This is a genomic window from Neobacillus rhizophilus, assembly GCF_018343535.1.
Lineage (GTDB): Bacteria > Bacillota > Bacilli > Bacillales > Cytobacillaceae > Neobacillus > Neobacillus rhizophilus.
Window position 1 is genome coordinate 303,395 of record NZ_JAGYPF010000001.1, and the last position, 24,317, is coordinate 327,711.

At 39.1% G+C, this 24,317-nt stretch carries 23 protein-coding genes; 11 read left to right on the plus strand and 12 right to left on the minus strand.

The genetic code is table 11. From position 1 onward, the window contains the following. Nucleotides 1–12 precede the first annotated feature (12 nt). The 7 genes from KHA99_RS01440 to KHA99_RS01470 all read left to right on the plus strand — a co-directional run bounded on the left by KHA99_RS01440 (nucleotide 13) and on the right by KHA99_RS01470 (nucleotide 6,742). Complete coding sequence (locus KHA99_RS01440; RefSeq protein ID WP_213115655.1) at nucleotides 13–1,194, plus strand: acyl-CoA dehydrogenase family protein; 1,182 nt, start codon at nucleotides 13–15, stop codon at nucleotides 1,192–1,194. Continuing rightward, nucleotides 1,184–2,056 carry a transporter substrate-binding domain-containing protein gene (locus KHA99_RS01445; protein ID WP_213115656.1) on the plus strand — a complete coding sequence of 291 codons (873 nt, stop codon included), beginning with the start codon at nucleotides 1,184–1,186 and terminating at the stop codon, nucleotides 2,054–2,056. The genes KHA99_RS01440 and KHA99_RS01445 overlap by 11 nt, the downstream gene beginning before the upstream one ends. Before the next feature lie 21 nt (nucleotides 2,057–2,077). Further along, nucleotides 2,078–2,785 (plus strand): amino acid ABC transporter permease, encoded by a 708-nt coding sequence (locus KHA99_RS01450; protein ID WP_213115657.1) that lies wholly within the window; start codon nucleotides 2,078–2,080, stop codon nucleotides 2,783–2,785. Between the two features lie 12 nt (nucleotides 2,786–2,797). After that, a complete protein-coding gene (locus KHA99_RS01455; protein WP_307851964.1) occupies nucleotides 2,798–3,511 on the plus strand; it encodes an amino acid ABC transporter permease in 714 nt (237 codons plus the stop codon). Between the two features lie 22 nt (nucleotides 3,512–3,533). Then, nucleotides 3,534–4,289, plus strand: a complete 756-nt coding sequence (locus KHA99_RS01460) for an amino acid ABC transporter ATP-binding protein (RefSeq protein WP_213115658.1) — start codon at nucleotides 3,534–3,536, stop codon at nucleotides 4,287–4,289. A gap of 145 nt (nucleotides 4,290–4,434) precedes the next feature. Then, nucleotides 4,435–5,262 (plus strand): SPL family radical SAM protein, encoded by an 828-nt coding sequence (locus KHA99_RS01465; RefSeq protein ID WP_213115659.1) that lies wholly within the window; start codon nucleotides 4,435–4,437, stop codon nucleotides 5,260–5,262. Between the two features lie 154 nt (nucleotides 5,263–5,416). Beyond that, nucleotides 5,417–6,742: a cation:proton antiporter gene (locus KHA99_RS01470; RefSeq protein WP_213115660.1), complete on the plus strand. Its 1,326-nt coding sequence runs from the start codon at nucleotides 5,417–5,419 to the stop codon at nucleotides 6,740–6,742. 137 nt (nucleotides 6,743–6,879) lie between these two features. Here KHA99_RS01470 and brnQ read toward each other — a convergent pair whose 3' ends face one another. Continuing rightward, nucleotides 6,880–8,232: a branched-chain amino acid transport system II carrier protein gene (gene brnQ, locus KHA99_RS01475; protein ID WP_213115661.1), complete on the minus strand. Its 1,353-nt coding sequence runs from the start codon at nucleotides 8,230–8,232 to the stop codon at nucleotides 6,880–6,882. Nucleotides 8,233–8,580: 348 nt separating this feature from the next. Here brnQ and KHA99_RS31305 point away from each other — a divergent pair, with 348 nt between their 5' ends. Then, nucleotides 8,581–8,988: a CBO0543 family protein gene (locus KHA99_RS31305; RefSeq protein WP_254124615.1), complete on the plus strand. Its 408-nt coding sequence runs from the start codon at nucleotides 8,581–8,583 to the stop codon at nucleotides 8,986–8,988. Nucleotides 8,989–9,215: 227 nt separating this feature from the next. Here the strand turns inward: KHA99_RS31305 and KHA99_RS01480 are convergent, their stop codons facing one another. Continuing rightward, nucleotides 9,216–9,581, minus strand: a complete 366-nt coding sequence (locus tag KHA99_RS01480; RefSeq protein WP_213115662.1) for a c-type cytochrome — start codon at nucleotides 9,579–9,581, stop codon at nucleotides 9,216–9,218. A gap of 261 nt (nucleotides 9,582–9,842) precedes the next feature. On the opposite strand from KHA99_RS01480, the gene KHA99_RS01485 reads away from it, so the two are divergent. The 3 genes from KHA99_RS01485 (at nucleotide 9,843) to KHA99_RS01495 (ending at nucleotide 12,402) form a co-directional block, all read left to right on the plus strand. Beyond that, nucleotides 9,843–10,004, plus strand: coding sequence for a hypothetical protein (locus tag KHA99_RS01485; RefSeq protein ID WP_213116938.1), 162 nt, complete (start codon nucleotides 9,843–9,845; stop codon nucleotides 10,002–10,004). Between the two features lie 192 nt (nucleotides 10,005–10,196). After that, nucleotides 10,197–11,285, plus strand: coding sequence for a tyrosine recombinase XerS (gene xerS / locus KHA99_RS01490; protein ID WP_213115663.1), 1,089 nt, complete (start codon nucleotides 10,197–10,199; stop codon nucleotides 11,283–11,285). Between the two features lie 691 nt (nucleotides 11,286–11,976). Next, the gene (locus KHA99_RS01495; RefSeq protein ID WP_213115664.1) at nucleotides 11,977–12,402 is read left to right on the plus strand and encodes a universal stress protein; all 426 of its coding nucleotides are present in this window, start codon (nucleotides 11,977–11,979) and stop codon (nucleotides 12,400–12,402) included. A 214-nt stretch (nucleotides 12,403–12,616) separates the two neighbouring features. On the opposite strand, the gene KHA99_RS01500 is transcribed toward KHA99_RS01495, so the two are convergent. From KHA99_RS01500 to parE, 10 genes are all read right to left on the minus strand, one after another. Continuing rightward, entirely contained in the window at nucleotides 12,617–12,817 is a 201-nt protein-coding gene (locus KHA99_RS01500; RefSeq protein ID WP_213115665.1) for a cold-shock protein, read from the minus strand. A 201-nt stretch (nucleotides 12,818–13,018) separates the two neighbouring features. Next, complete coding sequence (locus KHA99_RS01505; RefSeq protein WP_213115666.1) at nucleotides 13,019–13,216, minus strand: sporulation protein Cse60; 198 nt, start codon at nucleotides 13,214–13,216, stop codon at nucleotides 13,019–13,021. Between the two features lie 141 nt (nucleotides 13,217–13,357). After that, complete coding sequence (locus KHA99_RS01510) at nucleotides 13,358–13,834, minus strand: CarD family transcriptional regulator (protein WP_213115667.1); 477 nt, start codon at nucleotides 13,832–13,834, stop codon at nucleotides 13,358–13,360. Nucleotides 13,835–14,002: 168 nt separating this feature from the next. Beyond that, nucleotides 14,003–14,284: a hypothetical protein gene (locus tag KHA99_RS01515; protein ID WP_213115668.1), complete on the minus strand. Its 282-nt coding sequence runs from the start codon at nucleotides 14,282–14,284 to the stop codon at nucleotides 14,003–14,005. Nucleotides 14,285–14,503: 219 nt separating this feature from the next. After that, nucleotides 14,504–16,396, minus strand: coding sequence for an ABC transporter ATP-binding protein (locus tag KHA99_RS01520; RefSeq protein WP_213115669.1), 1,893 nt, complete (start codon nucleotides 16,394–16,396; stop codon nucleotides 14,504–14,506). After that, nucleotides 16,393–18,120 (minus strand): ABC transporter ATP-binding protein, encoded by a 1,728-nt coding sequence (locus KHA99_RS01525; RefSeq protein ID WP_213115670.1) that lies wholly within the window; start codon nucleotides 18,118–18,120, stop codon nucleotides 16,393–16,395. Before KHA99_RS01525 ends, KHA99_RS01520 begins: the two co-directional genes overlap by 4 nt. Before the next feature lie 18 nt (nucleotides 18,121–18,138). Further along, complete coding sequence (locus tag KHA99_RS01530) at nucleotides 18,139–18,597, minus strand: MarR family winged helix-turn-helix transcriptional regulator (RefSeq protein ID WP_284037776.1); 459 nt, start codon at nucleotides 18,595–18,597, stop codon at nucleotides 18,139–18,141. 256 nt (nucleotides 18,598–18,853) lie between these two features. Continuing rightward, complete coding sequence (locus KHA99_RS01535) at nucleotides 18,854–19,612, minus strand: YybI family spore inner coat protein (RefSeq protein WP_213115671.1); 759 nt, start codon at nucleotides 19,610–19,612, stop codon at nucleotides 18,854–18,856. Between the two features lie 99 nt (nucleotides 19,613–19,711). Next, on the minus strand, nucleotides 19,712–22,150 hold the full coding sequence (gene parC, locus KHA99_RS01540; RefSeq protein WP_213115672.1) for a DNA topoisomerase IV subunit A: 2,439 nt from the start codon (nucleotides 22,148–22,150) through the stop codon (nucleotides 19,712–19,714). Next, nucleotides 22,147–24,126, minus strand: coding sequence for a DNA topoisomerase IV subunit B (parE, locus tag KHA99_RS01545; protein WP_213115673.1), 1,980 nt, complete (start codon nucleotides 24,124–24,126; stop codon nucleotides 22,147–22,149). The genes parC and parE overlap by 4 nt, the downstream gene beginning before the upstream one ends. Nucleotides 24,127–24,317: the final 191 nt, after the last annotated feature.

Genomic DNA, 24,317 nt, shown 5'->3' on the forward strand with positions numbered 1-24,317 from the left:
GGACCGGAAAGGATGCAAGAAATTTTTATTAAAAATAGTAAACAACGTGAGTGGCTTGAACGTCTGTCACCATTGGAACCGGTTTTTAAAGATCGGGCAGCAGTCATTGATCAGGAAGGCCGTTTCCCTCATGAGAATATTCAAGCCTTGCGAAAAATCGGTTATACCAAGGTAACGTTGCCAGAAGAGTTAGGCGGCTCCGACTTTTCCCTTTATGATGCCATTCTTTTACAAGAAAAACTGGGAAGCTTTGACGGCAGTACAGCTTTATCGATTGGCTGGACCTTAATGACAGTGGGAGAATTATTCGAAAATCGTTATTGGAACTCTGAAAAACTCGCATTTTTTGCAGAAGAAGTCAACAACGGTGCGATTATTAACCGAGCCGTGAGTGAAATAGCGACAGGCAGTCCGATCCGCGGCGGGAGGCCAGGAACCACTGCCAAGCAAATAGAGGAAAAATGGGTGATTAATGGCCGCAAGAGCTATACAACCTGCTCACCGGAGCTGGATTACTTCCTAACCTCCGCCTGGATAGAAGAAAAAGAAACTGTTGGCTTTTTCCTTATTCCAAAAGAAGCAGAAGGTCTCTCCATCGAGGAAAATTGGAATGTAATCGCCATGCGTGGTACCGGAAGCCACGATCTAGTATTAGAAAATGTAGCGGTGGATGAATCAGACTTGGTGGAAATTCCAAGCTACAATACGGGGTTCAAATTGAATGGATGGGGTCTGCTCATTCCTGCAGCCTATTTAGGAATCGCGCAGGAAGCCAGGGACTACGCGCTCCATTTTGCCAATACCCACTCGCCCAATAGTATAAAGGGTACGATTGCTGGACTTCCGAATGTGCAGTCCTTGTTAGGAGAGATGGACTTGGAATTATACAAAGCACGATTTGCCCTTTATGGTGCAGCAGAAGCTTACATGGATGATGTACGTAATAAAACCATTACGAATGAAGCGCTAGTAGCCAAACATATCGTGACCAATTCAGCCATTACAGTCGTCGACAAGGCGATGCGATTAGTGGGAGCTAAAAGTTTACAACTGGCCAATCCCCTGCAGCGTTATTACCGGGATGTCCGGGCAGGGCTTCACAATCCGCCTATGGATGATTTAACCATTTCAAAATTAGCTCAAACAGCTATTCAACAATATGAATCTAAGGGAGGAAAAACCAATGAAAATTAATAAGTTATTAAAAATGGCAGCAACAGGAGCTGCTTTATTTACCCTAATCGCAGGATGCAGTTCCACGACAACAACAGGATCAAAGTCAGATTCAGGAGATGCAAAGAAAGAAGTTAGAACCGTTAAAGTAGCGTTTGATCAAGGAGGAAAACCTATTGGATATGTAGATGAAAAGGGTAATCCGACTGGATATGAACTTGAAGTAATGAAATTGGTGGATAAGGCACTTCCAGAATACAAATTTGAATATGTGCCAACATCTAGTGAGGACTTATTGGTAGGGGTGCAGCAGGGAAAATATCAAGTCGGGGTAAAAAATGCCTGGTTTACAGAGGAAAGAACGAAGAGCTATATTTTTCCTAAAGAATTCCTTGGACTTAGCGGCGTCGGCCTTTTGTTGAAAAAAGAAAATAAAGATGTCAAAGATTTATCCGATTTTGCAAAAAAGAAACTTTCATTAGCGCCGATAGCGGCAAGCAATGCTCAATATACCATCGTGGATGAGTATAACCAAGCCAATCCTGATAATAAGGTCAAACTGGAGGCCGGAGATGCGTTCTCAGTGGATGTTGTGCAATGGGTAAATGAAGGCCGTGTAGACGGCGGTATTTATTTAGGAGCAACATACGAAAAGCAAGTTCTTGCTAAAGATGGTCCTTATCATAATTTAGCCGATCAGGTTGTCTATAATGAGTTTACGGTTGTCAAAACCTGGCCTTTATTCAACAAAAAAGAACAAGAATTTGCCGATGCCTATGACAAAGCCATTAAGAAATTAAAAGAAGAAAAGAAGACAAACGATATTATGGTGAAATTCTATAATAATGATTTATTTAAACTATTGGATACTGTAAAAAGATAACAACTAAAATGGAGGCAACACATGGAAAAGTATTTTGATGTTACCTACATTTGGGATACACTACCACAGCTTATTCCATTTTTAAAAGTAACGTTTATGGTTGCAGGTCTTTCGGTTTTGTTCGGAACGATTTTAGGATTTATCTTAGCGTTGATGAAGCTGGGAACGAGTAAAATAGCGAAAAAGATCGCCAATTGTTATACCACCATCATAAGATGTACCCCATCAATTGTTCTGTTATTTTTAGTTTATTATGGACTTCCGGCCATAGCTAGTAATTTTGGTACAGACTTGAATACTCTTCAAACTGCTGTCTTTGTTGTCATCACCTTTTCAATTCAATTTGGTGCTTTGATGTCTGAGGTGATGCGAACAGCGTATGAAGCAATTGACAGGGGCCAATTTGAGGCTGCGGTTAGTGTCGGGCTAAGCCCGGCACAGGCATTTAGGAGAATTGTTTTGCCGCAGGCGTTTGTAGTAGCATTGCCCAATTTCGGCAACAGCTTTCTTGAATTAATGAAAGAGGGGTCGTTAGCCTATACCATAGGGCTGGTGGATATTATGGGTAAAGCAAGTCTCATCATATCCAATAACTATAATTCTCATTCATTAGAAATTTATCTTGGATTGTCGCTTATATACTGGGTTTTATCCATTTTAATAGAACAACTCTTCTCCAAGCTGGAGAAAATATTCAGCAAGGGCAAGCAGCTAATCAAAACAACGTAAGGGGGTGACAGAGTGTCGGTCGGCTTGGATTATCAATTTTTAGTTAAAACCTTTTTTATTGCATTATCCGGGGTACCTACAGCATTGATCATTACCATTGTTTCGCTGCTGATTGCCCTGCCTTTGGGATTTTTGCTTGCCTTATCACGGATCAATCGAATTCCTGTCATCAGCCAGCTTGCGCGGGTGTATGTTTCGTTTGTGAGAGGGACACCTGTTATTGTGCAAATTTTTATTATTTTTACCAGTGTCCCATTACTATTAAAGCCAATATTTGAAGAGTACCATGTTAAAACGAATATTTACGATATCAATCCAATTTGGTATGCATTCATTGTTTTCTCCTTGAATACGACTGCTATATTAATAGAAGTATTTCGCTCCGCTATCAGCACAGTAAGCAAGGGGCAGCTGGAGGCTGCCTATTCCGTTGGGTTGAACAATGTCCAGGCATTCAGGAGGATTATCATTCCACAAACATTGGTCGTTGCATTGCCCAATATTTGTACAGCAACGGTCAATCTCATCAAAGCTACTTCATTAGGCTATGCATTGTCTTTAAAGGAGATTAACTTAAGGGCTCAAGTGGCAGCTAATGTCGGCTACAATTATATTGAAGCATACATCGATATCTTTCTCGTCTATCTTCTTTTATGCAGTTTAGTGGAATACTTATTTAAGCTGTATGAAAAACGGGTACGGAAATATAAAGCAGTGGATGCCTGAAATCAGGATTGGAGGGAAAGTCATGTTAGAGATAAAGAATATCCATAAATCCTTTGGTAAGAATGAGATTCTAAAAGGAGTAGATTTAAAGATTGAAAAGGGGGATGTGGTTGTCATTCTTGGCCCAAGCGGCTCTGGGAAGACAACCTTACTCCGGTGTATCAACTTTCTTGAACAGGCCGATGAGGGGCAAGCCATTTTCGGGGATATGGTTGTGAACCTCAAATCGGCTACCAGAAAGCAAATTCACCAAATAAGGCAAAAGACTGCATTTGTTTTTCAGAATTATAATCTATTTAATAATAAAACAGCAATAGAGAATGTGACAGAAGGCCTTATTATTGGAAGAAAGGTTCCGAAAGCAGAAGCCTATAAGATTGGGCAGCAGGCATTGGAGAAAGTCGGTTTATCAGATAAAATAAATTCCTATCCCAGCCAGCTGTCCGGAGGGCAGCAGCAGAGGGTAGGAATAGCAAGGGCAATTGCATTAAATCCCGATATTATTTTATTTGATGAGCCCACTTCTGCTCTCGATCCCGAATTAGTCGGCGAAGTATTAACCGTCATGAAGACCATCGCAAAAGAAGGAACCACTATGCTAGTCGTGACCCACGAAATGTCTTTTGCAAAAGATGTAGCAAACAAAGTCATCTTTATGGACGGCGGAGTCATCGTAGAAGAAGATGCCCCTGAGGAAATCTTCTCAAGACCAAAAGAAGAAAGAACCCAACAGTTCCTAAAACGGGTCATTCCCGAGGATTATATCTATAATATTTGAGGAACGATGATGAGGCTATAGATTATCAACTTTTGTAGAATCTTAATTATTTGTAATGAAGGGGTTTAACGAGGTTTGTGTCGAATGTGTTGAAAAGGGATAATAGGTATAATTAGTAGAAGAGAGGTGAAATGTGGAAATAAATATGAACATTAATGAAACACTTGTTAAGAAAATCCTTACAGAAGCAAAAGGTTATTTAGATGTTGGATTTACTCATTCGTTGAATCCATATAGTGGCTGTGCCTTTTCGTGCTGGTATTGCTATGTTAGGGAAATGCCCATCCAAAGATTTAAAGGAATTCCATGGGGAGAATGGTTAGACATTAAAACAAATGCAGCGGAGAATTACCGTAATGAAATAATAAAACTTCGCAAGAATAACAAACCGGTGAATATTTTTATGTCTTCTGCAACAGATCCGTACCAGCCAATGGAACGAAAAGCAGGCATTACACGGGCCATACTGGAAGAAATGCTGGAAAACCCGCCTGATTTTCTTCAAATCCAAACACGGAGCCCACTCATCACAAGAGATATCGATTTATTGTTAAAATTAAAAGACAAATGTAATTCCCTTGTTTCCATGACGATTGAAACAGATAGGGAAGACGTAAAGCAAATTTTTGCACCATATGCACCTGGAATTAAATCGCGGTTAAAAGCGGTTAAAGAAGTTCACGATGCCGGAATATCCACCCAAGCCTCGATTTCTCCCGTTTTGCCATTTACCCCAGATTTTCCAAAAGTATTGGAAGGCATCGTGGATCATATTTGGATCGATACGCTTAGTATTGGTGATGGTTCGATGGGAAAGCGCTCGGCGAGGTTAGGAATGCCGGCTGTATTTGAAGAGCACGGATTATCAGATTGGTATCAAAAAGATTTACATGTAAGGGTCGAAAAGTTTTTTAAAAAGTATTTTCCTAGCGCCATAATTAGAGTTTCTAAAGACGAAGCTTTCCCAAAATGATTTAGATGAACACCCTTTAAAAATTGTATATATATTGGACAAATATCCATCGTCAACTAGCCCTATTTTAAAATAATAAGTAAGATACCTAGTCCCTTAAAGTACTATCTCCTCATACCTTAAAGCAAATGGGTAATTGAGGAGGATTTTATCAGTGTTTAGTTTAACAGGAACGGAGATAAGTCATTTTCTGCTTGCTATGGGCTGCTTACTTGCCATGGCACATTTACTAGGATACCTAGTGGAACGGATTTTCATTCCACGTGTAATTGGCGAAGTTATGGCAGGATTAGTCCTTGGTCCGACCATTTTAGGTCATTTTTTTCCTGACACCTTTGAATGGATGTTCCTGGGATTTCCCGGAGAGGATAAGTTGTTTGGCCTTCTTTATCAATTTGGTCTGCTGATGTTGATGTTCTGTTCAGGGTTAAAATTTCAGACACATTTTAATAGGGAAGATGCTAAAATTACATCAGCCTTAGTTATTGGGTCAACAATCCCTGCGTTTATTGTTGGTTGGTTTGCAGCTGATTTATTTAACATATCGCCATATTTAGGAACAGCAAACAATCCACTGGCAATCAAAATCGTCATTGCGATATCCATCGCCATCACATCCATTCCTGTTATATCCAAGATTTTCAATGACCTCGGCATTATGGAAACTCGTTTTGCTAAGATTGTCATTGCCTGTGCCGGGATACATGATATCTTGTTATGGGTTGCACTCGGCTTCGCTACTGCTATTGCCAGCCAGGGAAGTGTTTATACTGCCGGAACAGCTTTTAAAAGCATTGGTATGTCCTTCGGTTTTATCTTTGGAACATTATTTTTTGGATATATTCTATTTAAACGTTTGACCATAGTTAGGCAGAATCTATTGTTCAGATCTTCTAACCTAGGCTACTTCCTGTTCATTATGTTCATACTTGCATCACTTGCCGGTAACCTTCACGTGGAAACGATATTCGGTGCACTCCTTGCCGGAATTGTGGCAAAATTAGCCTTGCCAAAAGCTGTTTCAGAACGTCTTGAACAAGGTGTCTCAAATATTTCCTTTTCATGGTTTATTCCCATCTACTTTGCAACAGTCGGATTGCAACTTGACCTTATAAGACATTTTAACCCACTATTCTTCTTTGGCTATTTATTATTTGCAACCTTAACTCAGACAATAGCAGTATATATCACATCAAGGATTATCAAACAAGATCCATTTACTAGCTTTAATTTAGGATTGGCCATTAACGACCGGGGCGGACCTGGAATTGTGCTTTCTTCTGTTGCGTATACAGCAGGAATTATCAATCAGGAATTTTTCGCAATCCTTGTAATGTTGGCGCTCGTGACATCTTGGTTACCGGGAACTTGGCTGCGGATAGTCGTAAACAAAGGCTGGAGACTAATGCCAGGAGATGAAAATGTAATACCGAAATTAAGAAATGATGATGATAAAATAGCCTCATTTAAATTTAAATAAGGAAATTAAACAAGGAACCAGGGATTCTTGGTTCCTTTAATTAGTTATCAAATCAATTTGATTTCTGATTTTATATACAAACTGGTTTGCAAAAAGAACAATAGAACCACCTAGAAGATATAGGTGGCTCTAATTTATTATTGCATAGCAACCTTTTTGGACCCGTTTGGCCAGAAATAGCCGATAATCGCACCAACTACTGCTGGTAAAATCCATCCAAGACCAATACTGTAAAGCGGTAAATAATTAATATACGAAGCTTTAATGGCTTCGAATAAAGAAATGGTTGCCTCAGGTAAACTGCCAACTAACGTGCTGTAACCATCGAAAAAACTTACGCAAAAGGTAAGGAACATAGACGCTGCATATACACTTTGCTTATGTTTAAAAAATGATGAGCTAAGCGTCAACAAAATCAGAACAATCGCTAAAGGATATAATAGCATTAATACTGGAACAGCATATTGAATAATATTGTTTAGGCCAAAATTGGCGATGATAAATGACACAAGGCATAGGATAAGTACGAACATTTTATAACTTACTTTTGGGAAAATATTATTGAAAAATTCACTACAAGAGGTAATAAGTCCAATGCTCGTTTTTAGACATGCCAATACAATAATAATCGCAAGAAGGATCGCACCGAATTGTCCAAAGTAATGCTGGGCGACCTTAGCAAAGATTAATCCACCATTATCGAATGTACCAATAGAAGATACGCTTGATGCCCCCATATACGTAATGAGGCCGTAAATCAGCATCATTAGTCCCATAGCAAAAATACCTGATTTCCATGTTGCTTTTGCAATTGTCTTCCTATCGGTGATCCCTTGTCCTTTAATAGCATTGATGACAACAATACCAAATGCTAATGAAGCAAGGGCGTCCATCGTGTTATAACCCTCTTTAAAACCAGTTATAAACGCCAATTGGCTGTAATCACCTGTTGGTGTTCCAAAGTGCCCCATAGGTTTGACGATCGCGATAATAATTAAAAAGAATAAAAATACTAAAAATGCAGGTGTTAAATATTTTCCAATATAGTCTATAATTTTTGCTGGATTTAATGAGAAATAGTATACGATAGCAAAAAATACGAAGCTGAAAAGCCCAAGATATAAACTGGCCTGCTCTGGATTAATAAATGGTTCGAAACCGACCACGAAAGGTACTGTTGCTGTTCGTGGAATCGCGAAAAACGGACCTATGGTTAAGTAAAGGGCCATTGAGAAGACGACTCCAAATTTCGGATGGACCCGTCCTGCTAATTCACGAAGTCCATTACTTCCGGATAGCCCGAATGCTAAAATCCCCATAAACGGCAAACCAATTGCTGTTACAAGAAAACCAATTAAAGCTGGCCAAAAGTTAGTACCGGCTAACTGTCCCATCTGAATAGGGAAGATCAAATTTCCTGCCCCAAAGAACATACCAAACAGCATTGTGCCAATGACTGCGTATGTTGAGAATGATATTTTTTGATGCATGCATGTTGCTCCTTCTAGATGAATTTCATTTATTTTAACACCATTTAGACTAGTTGGCTATCATGAAATGACTGCTGGAGCAAGTTGATATATGCTGATCTTGTATCATATCGGAGGAAGTGGGGGCCATTCCAGAATTTATACTCAACTATCAGAATAGGGGGAAGCGGTCGATTAGCTTTTTATATGTATTGAGCTTTTAATTAGGATAATATTTCTTTAATTAGGTAATTGTAATAATGTCATTTATTAACACTTTGGAAGGGTGTTTTTTATGGGAAAAAGCTCTTAAATTTACTCACAACTTTATGTGTTTTTTCTTTGCCATTTATATTTAAAGGAACAAAAATGAGAGAAAATCTCCTAATTCTTTTCTCGAAAGGGGTACTTGCAACTCTTATTGATGCTTATGTTGTTGGAACGAAAAGAGTGGAGTATCCAGTTCGGCCTTTTCCAAAAATTTTTAAGACAAATATTATTTATGACATATTATTTTTCCCAATTTTGAGTGTTATTTGGGTTAAGATTTCATACAATGATAAATTTTCGAAGATTTTACTTAAAAGTTTAATTTTTAGTGTACCTATGAGTATTGGGCAATGGATTATGGAAAAGAACACTAGATTGTTCAAATGGAACAAATGGTCACCATTCCATACTTTTGCAAGTGTTAATTTTACTTTATTTACAATTAGAGGGTTCGTTGGTTTATTAAAGCAAATAGATCAGTTTAAAGGAAAGCAAAATATAACCTAACATTTAAATACTTACGTGTTCAAGAGGATTAAATAGTGCAATTCTGCAACAAGATTTTTCTCTTTTCTTTATGTTAAGTTAATGTTCATAGTAGCTTTTTAAGAGCAAACCCCTGATTTCCTAAATAAAGCAGGAGAGCAGGGGTTTTTAAAGGTATTGGCTTATTATAGACTAAAGGGAACTTAATTTTATTCAAGTTCCCTCTTTTTTTTTAAAACAGGGGAGAATTATTTTAATGTTTTCAGCCATGCAGCCATTCCTGACGCATCCTCTTTGGACACCAAGCCAGATGGCATACCGCCTCGGCCATGTTGGATGATGTCCTCGATTTCCTTATCCGATAAACGGGAACCTACTCCTTTTAAAGATGGCCCAACTCCGCCTTGGTATTGATCTCCGTGACAGCCGGCACAAGTGTTCTTATAGATGGATTCACCGTCCACTTTGGATACCGTTCCTTTTCCTTCTTGTCCTTCATTCTTTGCAGGCGTTTCTTGTGCCTTTTCCCTCTGGTCTTGCACATTGCTGAGTACAAAAAATCCGCCAATTCCTATCACTAGGATGGCCAGGGTAATCAAAACAGTGTTTTTCATAAAATCGACTCCCAATTATATTTTTTTAGTTACAAGAAATAAACATGAAGTGCAAACTCAGTCTAACTCTTACCAACGAAAGGATTTTTGGTGCTTATAATGGAAAGCTTCTAATGTAAAGATAAATGTTGTTTGTGCGAACACTAATCCTTGCGAAAAAGTAAACCGAAATACCCTTTAATATAAGTATGAGCAGTTAAATGGAAACTACGCATTAAAGAGGAAAACTGCATAGAATGCCTATGATTCAGAAGGGTGGGCTTGAAGCCAGGAATCGATAAGATTTATGAAGGTGCGATTGATGCTGAATCAATAGCTCGTGCCATTGCTTTTGCTATTAAACAGCCAGAGAATGTTGCGATTAATGAAATGATAATCCGTCCAACGTCACATCGGACATTTCCTCAAGAGAATCTATTTTAAATTTGATTGTTGAAAAAGCTATCGAAGGGGTTATGACACGGGAATGGCATTTTATTTCACATTTTCATAGGCTGGTGAATATACGGACGGATAGTTAGCAAAAAGTAAAATCATCGCAAAATAAAATAATTACGTAAAATATAAATTTGACGAAATAATCCTCAGGAGGTAAAATATAGTAGAGGTGTTATTATGGTAAATCCAGCAAAACAGGAAAATTTCAAAAAGCTCCAGGCAATGCTTAATGAACTCCCTTGGTATGTTGAAGAATACATAAATCATAAATTACGAAAACTTTCTACTGCATCGTTGTTCAACTATTGTCACGACTATAAAATCTTCTTTAACTGGATGATTACTGAGCAATTATGGTCCGGCAGCATCAAAGAGATCCCATTGGAACGTCTTGAAAAAATGACAGTCATTGAAGTCGAAGGATTTTTAAATTTTCTTCATTACGAATTAAATAACAAAGAATTAACCGTTAACCGTAAATTATCTGCGTTAAAATCCCTTTTTAATTACCTGCAAAACATCGCGGAAACACCGGATTTGGAACCCTATATTAATCGTAATGTCATGGCGAAAATAGAGTTTAACGAAGTTAAGGAAAGTATGGAAACGAAGGCAAATAAAATGGAAGGCAAAATTCTGCTTGGAGATGAATATGAGCGATTTCGTCTCTTTGTCGCCCAGGAATACGGTGAAATCAATAAAGAAAACAAAAAAATCTTCAATTTTCATCAATTAAATAAAGAACGTGATACCGCGATTGTATCGTTGATTTTAGGTTCTGGATTACGTCTTTCTGAGCTAATTGGTTTAGATCTTGAAGATATTGATTTCAGTAAGTATTGTGCACGAGTGATTCGCAAAGGAAATAAAGAACAATTTGTTTATTTTAGCCAAACGGCCATGGATGATTTACAGGAATACCTGGCAAACAGGATTTCTAAATACCAGGTTGATAAAAATATGAAAGCATTATTTGTGGCTGCTCCGATAGGTCCAAAAGGCAAAACAAGAAGGCTGACAGCGCGATCAGTTGAAAAATTAATTGAAAAATATGCAACTGCATTTGGAAAACCATCATTATCCGTACATAAATTACGGCATTCATTTGCAACCAGATATCATGGTGAAATCAATGATGTGCCAAAATTACGCCGGCAATTAGGTCATTCATCGATTCAAACTACGATGATTTATACGCATATTAAGAATGATGACTTAAAGATTGCTGTTGATAAGATGGATATGCCGAAGGAACAAATAGATTAAAATGATACGAAGGCTGTATTAAATAGCAGCCTCCCCCTTTTTTATTTCAATTTATAAGTTTACATAATATATTTATAGTAAATTATACTTGTGGTATCTCAATTGTAGAGTATACTTAAGATAGTGAGACAAAACAAAATTTTTAGCTATTATTTTTTCAGTAATTAATTTATTTATAATAGATTCGCTGAATACACCTACATATACTCATATTTCTTTCCTGATTCGAAGCGGAAATTAATAACTAGCAGCTAAATCACTTTAACTCCCTAATAAATAATAAATTTGCGATTAAAATTAACTTTGAGTTTGAACTTATATTTTTGCTTATTTGGTGCCTCTTCCCTAAAAATATCTAGCTAGTTTCATCTAAAAATCCAATAATTGTATAATTGTTGAGATCTTGCTTATCACTTCCATCAGCGATTTGAAAAATGCCTCCCCTCCTCCCCCTTTGTTTTTCTTTAAAGCCGATGTTCGAATTAAAGTGGCCGAATTTTATCATGTATGACGGATTATATTTCTTACTTGGAATAATTGCAGTAATTTGTTTACCATTACACTATTTATTGTTCGGAAAAAAAGCTGCTTCACAAAAAGCAGGTATTTCTGTAGTAGAAGCAAATTCTTCAATAAAATAATGTATACTTAAATACATTAAAAAATTAATATATTTATTGGGGATGATCCTATGTTCAATCGGATTCTTGTAGCCATAGACGGTTCTAAAATGAGTGAAAAAGCATTACAAACCGCTTTAAAATTTGCTAAGGAAAGATTTTCTAAAATTGGGGTTATCCATGTGGAGAAAAATTTACAAATTGTCGACGGGATGCCAATTAAAACGATTGATAATATTTATACTGACCAAGAGACAAAAGGCCGTGATCTATTACAACAAGCGATTACTCTTGCAGAAGAAGAAGGAATTGAGATTGAAACCCATTATGTAATGGGAGAACCAGCGATTCAAATTGCTAAAAAAGCAGATGAATTAAACTATCAGCTGATTGTCATAGGAAGCAGAGGTTTGGGGAATATTAAAGGGTTAATGCTCGGAAGCGTCAGCCAGAAAGTTTCCCAGCTAGCGCATTGCCCTGTTTTAATTATTAAATAGTATAAAAAATGCTGCACAAAAACCATCTTGTTCCAACAGTTCTTGATGATTCCCTCTGGTCTATTCCTGCTTCCCCCTCTGCCTACCCTCCCCTTTTAATAAGGGATTATAACGGGAATCAGCTATCAAGTTATTTGGAAATTTAATAGAGCAATTAAATAAAAAAAGGCTGCCCCTAAAAGTTACACTTTTGGGACAGCCTCTTTTGGTTTTGTTAAGCTTTACGAACGTTTGATGCTTGTGGTCCGCGGTTACCTTGCTCAACGTCAAAAGTTACTGATTGACCTTCATCTAATGTTTTGAAGCCTTCGCCTTGAATCGCTGAGAAATGTACGAATACGTCTTCTCCACCTTCACGTTCGATGAATCCGAAGCCTTTTTCGCCATTAAACCATTTTACTTTACCTTTTTCCATTGTGTTGCCTCCTAGTGTGTAAATACACACAATGTAATACTATCCTTGCTCTCAGTGATGATCAAGACGAAAAGTTCAAACTTAGACCAATCCTTTACACCGAACAAAAATAATTCCTTTTAATTATCGCATTTTTTGTAAAAAATTGCAAGAAGACAAAAAATTTATCATATAGTTAGACTTTTAGACTTTTTAAGATGACTATTTCTTTATTATAATCATTGCGGTGTATTTTGTATCTGGATAAACCCCATATTCTGTATGTGCGCTTACAGCAAGAGGAACAGAATTGTATTTAACATCAATAAGCTTTCCCACCTCTAATGTGCCAAGAAAATCATTAACAAGCAGAATAAGTTCTGCAAAGTCTGTACTTTGAAAACCTTTTGCCTCGTACATTTTTTCTCCCTCCCTTTATAGAAATTTCTAGAATATACTTTAATATGAGAACAATGTTCAAAACATAAGAAAAAATCCCTTTTAAACAAAAGGGGTTTCTTAAAGACTTGCGCGTGAAAGTTAAACTTTGAAATAAAACATTTATCCTACCTTGTTGTTTAATAAATCTATTGCTTGATTTTCAGTTATACCTCTAATTAAACCAAGTTCACTAATAAAAATCCTTCGCGCACTCTCCAGCATCTGCTTTTCGCTTGAATTGAGCGATTTATTTTTGTTTATTCTCATTAAGTCCCGTACAACTTCAGCACCTTCTTGGATATTACCTGATTTAAGTTTTTCCAAATTAATTTTGTATCTTTCTTTCATCGAAAGGGTTGTATCGGTTACACCATGATAAAAAATGTCCAATACGTTTTCAAGTGTAATCAAATCGGTAGCTAAACGAATTCTTGATTTGTCTGCTTTTGCGATAGGGATCATGACTTGCATTTTATTGATTCGCATATTTATTATATAATACTGCTGTTTTTCACCTTGAATTTCCTTTACTTCTATTGCTTCAATAACTCCTGCTCCCTGCATTGGATAAACGATGCAATCACCAACTTGAAACAACTAACCACCTCCAAATTTAGTACATCTTAAGTATACCATACGACTCCAAAATAACAAAATTTTTAATTATATCATCTATTTTTAGTCATTGTCAACACTTTTCCCCTGATCTGTTAGTAAAAAAAACAATGGGCTAGATGCCCATTGTTCGTTGTTTAGTATTTTGAATTAATGATTATTTTCCATTTCTATAATCAAAGTTTCAATTTGTTCCTGTGAAAGCTTTTCACGTTCAATTTCAACATCGTTACCATAGCCAATCAAAACCAGATCATCATGATTCGATAATGGTTTTCTTCCTCTTGGTACAGATTCTGTGTATTTTTTCCATTCACCATTAATCTTAGCGAGTGATACATCCCCTCTTTTCATCATCAAGCCATCTATACTTTTCGGCATCTTTAAACCTTTAATAAATTGTTTTTTTGAGAAATAAAAATCTTCTTCCATTTTTTCATCTCCTTAATGTTAATAGTATATGTCAATTACGCCATAAACCATTTATGAATATTTATCTTTTCCGCGTTTACTTCCCATTGAAATAAGCTACAAAAGTTTCAATCCCTTTGCAGGCAATAAATAAATTGTCGCTATTTCAATCTAATTGCACAAAAAAAGCGCTAAGGGCTGCTTCACTAGGAAAGCAGTTCTTGGCGCTTTTTTGTAAATTTATCCTGCATTTTTCATACGTCCACCGGAAAACTGACTATTATATAAATCTGCATAGAACCCGTCTTTCTCCAACAATTCCTGATGATTTCCCTTTTCAATAACTCGGCCGTTGTTCATGACTAGAATAATATCTGCGTCGCGGATAGTTGATAGCCGGTGGGCTATGATAAAGCTTGTGCGACCCTTCATCAAATGATCCATCGCCTTTTGAATCTGGACTTCGGTCCGGGTATCAACGCTGCTTGTAGCCTCGTCAAGGATTAACATCGCGGGATCTGCAAGAATTGCCCTAGCAATTGTTAATAGCTGCTTTTGCCCCTGAGAAATATTCGAAGCTTCCTCATTTAAGATCGTATCATAGCCGTCAGGCAACGTGCGGATAAAGTGGTCTGCATTAGCAGCTTGTGCAGCAGCAACAATTTCTTCTTCTGTTGCTCCATCCCTTCCATACGCGATGTTGTCACGAATTGTACTGTTAAAGAGCCATGTATCCTGCAGCACCATTCCAAATAAACCGCGCAGGTGTTCTCTCTTCATATCCCGTGTATCGATTCCATCAATCAAAATTTTACCGGAATTGATTTCGTAAAAACGCATTAATAGATTAATTAGTGTTGTTTTACCCGCTCCGGTCGGGCCAACAATGGCAACCTTTTGCCCTGGTCTTACTTCAATGTTCATATCCTCGATTAATGATTCATTTTCTTTATATCCGAAAGAAACATCCTCGAATTTTACCTCGCCCTTTGGATCAGCTAGCTTTTTTGCTGTAGCAGCTTCCGGAATCTCCTCTGTTTCATCGAGGATTTCAAACACCCGCTCTGCGCTGGCCACCGTTGACTGAATCACATTGGCAATCATCGCGGTCTGGGTAATCGGTTGGGAAAATTGTCTGGCATATTGGATAAATGCCTGAATATCGCCAATTTCAATCGCTTTTTTTGTGACCAATATCCCGCCTGCCACAGATACAAGTACATAACCAATGTTATTGATAAACGACATGAATGGCATAATCAACCCTGACATAAATTGCGCCTTCCAGCCAGCTTGATAAAGTCTTTCATTGATTTCTTCAAATTGTTCAATAGACTTTTCCTCACGTCCAAAAACCTTAATAACCTTATGGCCGGTATACATTTCTTCAACATGTCCGTTTAGCTGGCCAAGCGCCTTTTGCTGTCCCTTGAAATAGGCTTGTGAACGTTTGGCAATATTTGCTGTCGCAATAAAACTAAGTGGCAGTGTCACCACCACGATCAATGTCATTAGCGGACTAATCGAAAGCATCATAACAATAACACCAATTAGGGTAACCACTGAGGTAATCAGCTGGGTTAAGCTTTGCTGCAGGGTGGTGCTGATGTTGTCGACATCATTTACTGCCCGGCTAAGGATTTCACCATGGGTGCGTGCATCAAAATATTTTAATGGCAGACGGTTTAGCTTTTCTTCTACTTCCTTACGAAGCTGGTAAACTGTTTTTTGTGCCACTCCTGCCATAATATATTGCTGAATGTATGCAAAAACAGCACTTAAAATATAAAGCCCAATTAATAATAAAATGATATGCCCGATGTATTCAAAATCAATCTTTGCTCCAGGCACACCACGAAACTTCATCATCAAGCCTTCAAACAACTTGGTTGTCGCTTTCCCCATGATTTTTGGACTGACTATGGCAAAAATAGTACTGATGATGGCCGTGATGAGAACCGCTATAAGCTGCATTTTATATGGCTTTAAATAGGTAATTAACCGCTTCAGTGTTCCTTTAAAATCCTTTGCTTTTTGAACTGGGGCACCCATTCCCATAGGACCAAATCCGCCGCCTGGCCCCCGAGGACCCGGTCCTTGTTGAGGTCTATGATTCTGTGAATCTTTACTCATGCAATTTCCTCCTCAGAAAGCTGAGACATGACAATTTCACGATAAACTTTGCTGGTTTCCATCAGCTCTTTATGTTTACCAATTCCAGCTATCTCGCCATTATCAAGGACGATAATCTGATCCGCATCGATGATGGTGCTGACTCGCTGGGCAACAATTAATACTGTAGATTGCTGAGTTTCTTCTTTTAATGCCGCCCGAAGCTTGGCATCTGTTTTAAAATCTAAAGCGGAAAAGCTGTCATCGAAAATATAGATTTCCGGTCTTCGGACAAGCGCACGTGCTATGGATAAACGCTGTTTCTGCCCGCCCGAAACATTTGTTCCTCCTTGGGCAATCAGCGTGTTGTAGCCTTCAGGCATTTCGTTAATAAACTCTGCCGCTTGGGCAATTTCAGCGGCATGTCGCACTTCTTCATCCGATGCCTCTTCTTTGCCGTATAATATATTTTCCGAAATAGTTCCTGTAAAAAGAACGGCTTGCTGCGGGACAAAGCCAATTTTTTTTCGAAGTAATTCCTGAGTCATTTCTCGTACATCGATTCCATCAACCAACACTTTGCCGCTGCCAGCGTCATAAAAGCGAGGAATCAAATTGATAAGCGTTGATTTACCTGATCCGGTTCCGCCGATAATCGCGGTGATTTCACCTTGCCTCATTTTAAAAGAAATATTCGAAATAGCAGGCATTTCAGCTCCTGGATAAGAAAAGCTGACATTTTGAAATTCAACCTCCCCATTGCTGCTTACTGGGGGACGGGGAGTTGTTGGATTTTTAATATCAGCAGTTATATCTAGCACCTCAATAATTCTTCCCGCTGAAACAGAAGCTCTTGGAATCATCACAAACATCATTGATAACATCAGGAAGGAGAACATGATTTGCATCGCGTATTGGATAAAGGCCATCATGTCTCCCACTTCCATGTGCCCATTGCTGATGCGGATGCCTCCAAACCAGATAATCGCTACTGTTGTCAGGTTTAGGATAATCATCATCGTCGGCATCATAACAGCCATCAGTTTATTGACCTTTATAGCGGTTTGCGTAAGATCCCAGCTTGCTTCATCGAACCGCTTTTTCTCATGCTCGATTCGGTTAAAGGAACGGATCACACGAATTCCAGTTAAATTTTCCCGTAAAACACGGTTTAGGTTATCAAGTTTTACCTGCATTGCTTTAAATAATGGAATGGCATTTCTTTGTACAATTAAGATAATGATGATTAATATGGGAATCGCCACAGCGAGTACCAAAGAAAGTTTGGCGTCTTTGGATAAAGCCATGATGATGCCGCCGATGCACATCATCGGAGCCATGACCATCATTCTCAGCATCATGATTAGAACCTGCTGTATTTGCGTAATATCGTTTGTTGTTCTCGTAATGAGTGATGCTGTTCCAAATTGATCAAATTCCTGTAAGGAAAAATCCCCGACATGAGAGAAGATTTTGGTTCGCAATAGTTTTCCGAAACCTGATGCAGCTTTAGCGGAAAAAAAGCTGGCACTGACAGAGCAAATCATGCCGCCTGCCGCAACGATTAGCATGAACCCGCCAATTTTCCAAATATAATGCGTATCGCCTGTTACTACACCCTTATCAACAATATCAGCCATTAATGTCGGCAGGTACAGTTCAGACAAGGATTGCAGAAGCACTAATACCAAAACAAGCATAACAGGGAACTGAAATGGTTTTAGGAATTTCGCTAATTTAAGCATTTTGGTCATCTCCATTTCTTATTGACGATAGGTATGCTCGAAATAGTTAAAAACTTTATTGAGAAGCTCAGCAAGCTTCTCACTGTCGTCCTCCCCTAAATAATCAATTAAACCAGCAAAGGTTTCAGTAAAGGCTTTCTTAGCTTCGTTCGTAACTTCGATGCCTTTTTCTGTTAGGTGAATATTGACAGCGCGTCGGTCAATGGGGTCGGTGTTGCGTTCAACAAGGTCATCCTTTTCGAGCTTATTAACAATCTGCGTAACTGTTGGAGACGTAACCCTAAGAATACTGCTAATCTCGGAAACCTTCATATCTGGTTTCTCCTCGTTTGTTTCATGCCTTATCGCCAATAGAACTTTAATTTCACTGGGATTATAGCCGGCTATTTGCCGATCATGCCACCCGGATTTTCTAAACTGTGAAAATGCCCTTAGAAGTTTTTGTGTGGTATTTGCATTATTAATATAATCTGCCACTTTTATCCACCTCCTACAAAATAGATAGGTTACTAATTTATTTACCAACCTAAGTATAATTCGTAAACAATTTGTCGGTCAAGAACAAAAGCGCAAGCGCCCTGTTCAGCGGCGTATGTCCTGGAGCTCTCCAACTGAGATAAAGGAAACACGAAGAGCGAAAGCGATTCGATGTTGACTTATCGTAGGGCGGAGAGCGAAGGACACTAGCCGCCCTAGACCATCAAAAAACACAGGGGTTTCCTGTGTTTTTATCCTAAACCTCTTCTTTTTTTACTTCCACCTTAACTAATTTCCATTTTCCATCTGTATAAGACCAGATAGACTCCACTAATGCAATCGTATCTGCATTTGCAATTCCGGTAACTTTTTGAATACCTTTTAACCCCAATTTTCCCCCATCTAATTGGATAGGTTCAAGACTGTTAAAAGGGTTCACCATTAATTCGGTTGGTTCATTCAGTTTTCCTTTTCGATAAAGCCCCATTTTTTTATAATAATCCTTTCGATCTCTAAGGTCGAAAAGATAGGATTTACCTGTAGCGTTAATTTTGATTTCTGCTTTATAGCCATCTAAAAAATGAGTTTCCATATCAAGAGGCTCAGAGACTCTTAGATCCTTTTTTTCAAAATCTTTAAGCGTACATAAAAATGTATCGACGATTCCGCCGCTGCCATCAGTATCAACAGTGGCAAATACATCCTTTATGCCATCATGATTAATATCTGCCAGTTGCAGTGCAGCTTTTGCTCCACTTTCAAGTGGAATTGTCGTAGTTTTCCCATCTGAAGTATCTATTTCGATGAAAATTTCTTTTAGGTAACTATTTTCATCATCCTGGTAGGGTTCCCCTTTTAATTGGATGACCTCGTTTTTTCCATCACCTGTGATATCTTCTTCCTCTTTCGATATCGTAATCACTTTTGCTCTTTCTTCAATGGCATAAACAACTGTAATGGCAGAAAGCGAAACCATAAAAAAAGCAAAAACAGCTAAAAGCGTTTCTTTTTTCACATAAATCCCTCCCCATACTGATTATTAGTTAGTATGCCCAGGAATGGAAAAAAGATGAAAAAAAAGACCCTCTTTTTTAAGAGAGCCCTTATGAAAATATTATTCAGCTGGGATTTCTTTACCTTCGACCTTCCAAACTCTTGTCACCTTTCCATTTACTCCTTCATCTAGAATGAAAGAGCCATTGGAGTAGCGGTCACTAAATTTTATGTCTGAAGTTTTTATTGTCTCAATATTGCCTTTTTCTGTCTGTATAAATATTTCATCCTGATCCTTAGCAGCAACATAGCCCATTATTCGGTGAGGATTGGCTTTTAGTTCACGAAGAATCACAACGCCCCGTTTTGCACGGGATGATTTATCAAATTCACGTAACTTCATTCGTTTCAATGCACCGCGCTGGGTGGCCACTACAATGGATTGGGTACTGTTTGGCTCAAGAGCCTGACCGCCAACCACGTAATCGCCATCTTTTAGATTTATTCCTTTCACCCCGGCTGCCCGCTGTCCAACAATGCTTACTTCTTCCTCGTCAAACCATAAGGCATAGCCTAAATGTGAAATTAGGAATATCTCCTTTGTACCATCTGTTAAATGGACGTCAATTACCTGATCATCATCTTTCAGATTCACGCCCACCAGTGGTTTGGAATAGCGCTGGGCATGATATTGCTTCAGTTCGGTTTTCTTAACCATACCGTTTCTGGTAATAAAGACAAGGAACGCGTTTGTTTCAAAATCCTTTACCTGTATGGCTTGGACAATATCTTCATCGCGGTCAATTGGAATTATGTTCGCGATGTGCTGACCCATGTCCTTCCAGCGGATATCAGGAAGCTCATGAACTGGGCAATATAAGTAATTCCCTTTATTCGTGAACAGGAGCAGAACATCCTGTGTATTCATATCAAGCTGCGCTAAGATACGGTCTGATTCCTTCATGGCAAAATCCTGACCGTTGGAAGCGGCATAAGAGCGCTGGCTCGTCCGTTTGACATAGCCATGTTCAGTAACCGTCACAATGACATCCTCACTTGGCACCATAACTTCTAGGTTGATTTTCAGCTCTTGAATTTCTGCTTCAATTTTCGAACGGCGTTCATCAGCAAAGCGTTTTTTCACTTCTTTTAACTCTTTTTTAATAACGGAAAGAAGCTTTTTCTCACTATCTAATATGCTAGTCAGCTCTTCGATTTTTTTAGCCAATTCTTCCGCTTCATTTCTTAAAGCCGTAATGTCGGTATTTGTTAAGCGATAAAGCTGTAAAGAGACAATTGCTTCTGCCTGAAGCTCTGTGAACGCGTATTTAGCGATTAAGTTATCCTTCGCATCACGCTTATCTTTTGATGCCCGAATCGTGGCAATCACTTCATCGAGAATCGATAAGGCCTTCATTAAGCCTTCAACAATATGCTGGCGTTCTTTTGCTTTGTTCAAATCAAAGGTAGTTCTTCTTGTCACGACTTCTTTTTGATGTTGGATATATGCGTCCAGCAGTTCGCGAAGCCCCATTTGTTTGGGCCGTCTGTTATAGATGGCGACCATATTAAAACTGTAGGAAATCTGCAGGTCGCTGTTTTTATATAAATAGTTCAAAACTCCCGCTGCATCGGCATCTTTTTTAAGTTCAATGACGATTCTAAGACCGGTTCGGTCTGTTTCATCACGAACTTCTGAGATTCCTTCGACTTTACGGTCGAGGCGGAATTCATCGATTTTTTTCACGAGATTGGCTTTATTGATCTCGTACGGAATTTCCGTTACAACGATTTGCTGTCGGCCGCCGCGGACATCTTCAATTTCCGCTTTTCCGCGAACAATGATTTTTCCTTTACCAGTTTCATAAGCTTTTTTAATTCCGTCGATCCCTTGGATAATTCCGCCGGTTGGGAAATCAGGTCCTTTTATCACTGTCATTAATTCATCAACAGTGACACCTGGATTATCCATTCTCATTATCACACCGTCAATGACCTCGCCTAGGTGATGTGGGGGAATATCAGTCGCATAACCTGCTGAGATCCCTGTAGATCCATTAACAAGAAGGTTCGGGAACGCTGCTGGCAAAACGGTTGGTTCTTTAGATGTATCATCGAAGTTTGGAATCAAATCAACCGTATCTTTTTCAATATCACGCAATAGCTCAGCAGCAATCGCCGAAAGCCGTGCTTCGGTATAACGCATCGCTGCCGGCGGATCCCCGTCAACACTACCATTATTGCCGTGCATTTCCACTAGCACATTACGAACCTTCCAGTCCTGGCTCATCCGTACCATCGCTTCATAAACTGACGAATCACCATGCGGGTGGTAGTTACCAATAACATTACCAACGGTTTTGGCGGCTTTCCGGAAGCCTTTGTCATGGGTATTGCCCTCGACATGCATGGCATATAAAATTCTTCTCTGAACCGGCTTTAAACCGTCTCTAGCATCTGGCAAAGCGCGGTCTTGAATAATGTATTTACTATAGCGGCCAAAACGGTCGCCAAGGACGTCCTCTAGAGGTAAGTCGCGGAATTTTTCACTAGCACTCATCCTTCAACCCCCTCATCTGCAACAGAGATGTTTTCATTTTCTAAAATCGTATCGTCTTCTTCCAATCCGAATGCGACGTTACTTTCAATCCATTTGCGGCGCGGTTCAACTTTATCACCCATTAGCGTGGTGATCCGGCGTTCTGCACGAGCACCATCGTCAATTTTCACCCGAATCAGCGTTCGAGTTTCTGGGTCCATGGTTGTTTCCCAAAGCTGGTCGGCATTCATTTCGCCAAGACCTTTATAACGCTGAATAATATAACCCCTGCCGACCTTTTTGATGGCTGTCTGCAATTCATCTTCATTCCAGGCATACTCGATGATTTCTTTCTTGCCTGTGCCACGGCTGACTTTAAAGAGCGGCGGAAGGGCGATGAACACTCTGCCTGCTTCTACAAGCGGCTTCATATAGCGGTAAAAGAACGTCAGCAAAAGAACTTGTATATGCGCTCCGTCCGTATCAGCGTCTGTCATAATAATGATTTTGTCGTAGTTGATATCTTCAATATTGAAATCAGAACCGACTCCTCCGCCAATAGCATAAATAATCGTGTTAATCTCTTCATTCTTAAAAATGTCGGAAAGCTTGGCCTTTTCTGTATTAATAACCTTACCTCTTAGCGGCAACACAGCCTGGAAACGGCGGTCACGACCTTGCTTTGCTGAGCCCCCCGCGGAATCACCCTCCACCAAGTAGAGTTCATTTTTTTGCGGGTTTCGTGATTGGGCAGGTGTCAATTTCCCTGACAATACCGTTTCAGTGCGCTTGCGCTTTTTCCCGCTTCGGGCATCTTCACGCGCTTTTCTGGCCGCTTCCCGTGCCTGATAGGCTTTAATCGACTTTTTAACAAGCAGGGAACTGATGTCCGGATTTTCTTCCAAAAAGTAAGAAAGATGCTCGGAAACAACAGAATCAACAGCAGACCGTGCTTCGCTTGTTCCTAATTTCCCTTTTGTCTGACCCTCAAATTGCAATAGTTCTTCAGGGATACGAACGGAAACAATCGCGGATAATCCTTCACGAATATCGGCACCATCAAGATTTTTATCCTTTTCCTTCAGCAAACCAACCTTGCGTGCATAATCGTTGAATACCCTCGTCATCGCCGTTTTAGCACCAACCTCGTGGGTACCGCCATCCTTTGTGCGGACATTGTTAACGAATGATAGAACATTTTCAGAATAGCCATCATTAAATTGGAAGGCGAAATCCACTTCAATGCCATTATGCGTGCCTTCAAAGCTGAATACAGGATGAAGAGAATCTTTCTCCTCGTTCAAATAGGCAACAAAAGCCTCGATTCCATTTTCGTAATGGAAAACCTCATGAAGATTGTTTCGCTCATCGATGATTTCTATTTTTAAGCCTTTTAATAAAAAGGCAGATTCTCGTAATCGTTCACCCAATGTTTCAAAATTATAGGTGGTAGTCGAAAAGATTGTGGTGTCAGGCTTAAAATGGATCGTTGTTCCGGTTTGATTGGTTTTGCCGATCTTTTCGAGTGTTGTGACAGGCTTACCGCCATTCTCAAAACGCTGTTCATAAACAAAGCCGTCTCTCTTAATGGTGACTATTAACCATTCTGATAATGCATTTACAACAGAAGCACCAACACCGTGCAATCCGCCGCTTGTTTTATATCCGCCTTGCCCGAACTTACCGCCTGCATGAAGCACGGTTAAGATGACTTCCGGTGTCGGTTTCCCCATTTTATGCATACCCGTCGGCATCCCGCGGCCTTTATCGACGACACTGATCGAATTATCTTTGTGTATTTTGACAATGATGTGTTCACCAAAGCCTGCAAGCGCTTCATCGACAGCGTTATCGACAATCTCATAGACGAGATGATGCAGTCCTCGTGAATCGGTGCTGCCAATGTACATTCCAGGACGCTTTCTGACTGCTTCTAGTCCTTCTAGTACCTGTATGGCATCATCATTGTATTCAAAAGCTTGTTGATTTCTTGCCACTAAAAATACCCCTTTCATCCCTACAAAAAGAAAACAATTCTAAAAAACAGATTCCTGCTATCTATAAAAAATGTATTTTTCTTTCCGTAAACAATAATAGAACAAACGTTTTGTTACTTAATTTTACCATAAGATCATTTGGCGTCTATGCTTTATTTTAGCGATTTATTTCGATTTAGCAAATAAGTAAT

Coding starts and splice junctions, on each gene's coding strand:
- KHA99_RS01500 (WP_213115665.1), bottom strand. CDS start 12,817: ATGGAAAAAGGTAAAGTAAAATGGTTTAATGGCGAAAAAGGCTTCGGA.
- KHA99_RS31305 (WP_254124615.1), top strand. CDS start 8,581: ATGAGAGAAAATCTCCTAATTCTTTTCTCGAAAGGGGTACTTGCAACT.
- KHA99_RS01465 (WP_213115659.1), top strand. CDS start 4,435: ATGAACATTAATGAAACACTTGTTAAGAAAATCCTTACAGAAGCAAAA.
- KHA99_RS01480 (WP_213115662.1), bottom strand. CDS start 9,581: ATGAAAAACACTGTTTTGATTACCCTGGCCATCCTAGTGATAGGAATT.
- parC (WP_213115672.1), bottom strand. CDS start 22,150: ATGAGTGCTAGTGAAAAATTCCGCGACTTACCTCTAGAGGACGTCCTT.
- KHA99_RS01515 (WP_213115668.1), bottom strand. CDS start 14,284: ATGGAAGAAGATTTTTATTTCTCAAAAAAACAATTTATTAAAGGTTTA.
- KHA99_RS01495 (WP_213115664.1), top strand. CDS start 11,977: ATGTTCAATCGGATTCTTGTAGCCATAGACGGTTCTAAAATGAGTGAA.
- KHA99_RS01525 (WP_213115670.1), bottom strand. CDS start 18,120: ATGCTTAAATTAGCGAAATTCCTAAAACCATTTCAGTTCCCTGTTATG.
- KHA99_RS01440 (WP_213115655.1), top strand. CDS start 13: ATGCAAGAAATTTTTATTAAAAATAGTAAACAACGTGAGTGGCTTGAA.
- xerS (WP_213115663.1), top strand. CDS start 10,197: ATGGTAAATCCAGCAAAACAGGAAAATTTCAAAAAGCTCCAGGCAATG.
- KHA99_RS01505 (WP_213115666.1), bottom strand. CDS start 13,216: ATGTACGAGGCAAAAGGTTTTCAAAGTACAGACTTTGCAGAACTTATT.
- KHA99_RS01450 (WP_213115657.1), top strand. CDS start 2,078: ATGGAAAAGTATTTTGATGTTACCTACATTTGGGATACACTACCACAG.
- KHA99_RS01460 (WP_213115658.1), top strand. CDS start 3,534: ATGTTAGAGATAAAGAATATCCATAAATCCTTTGGTAAGAATGAGATT.
- KHA99_RS01520 (WP_213115669.1), bottom strand. CDS start 16,396: ATGAGTAAAGATTCACAGAATCATAGACCTCAACAAGGACCGGGTCCT.
- brnQ (WP_213115661.1), bottom strand. CDS start 8,232: ATGCATCAAAAAATATCATTCTCAACATACGCAGTCATTGGCACAATG.
- KHA99_RS01445 (WP_213115656.1), top strand. CDS start 1,184: ATGAAAATTAATAAGTTATTAAAAATGGCAGCAACAGGAGCTGCTTTA.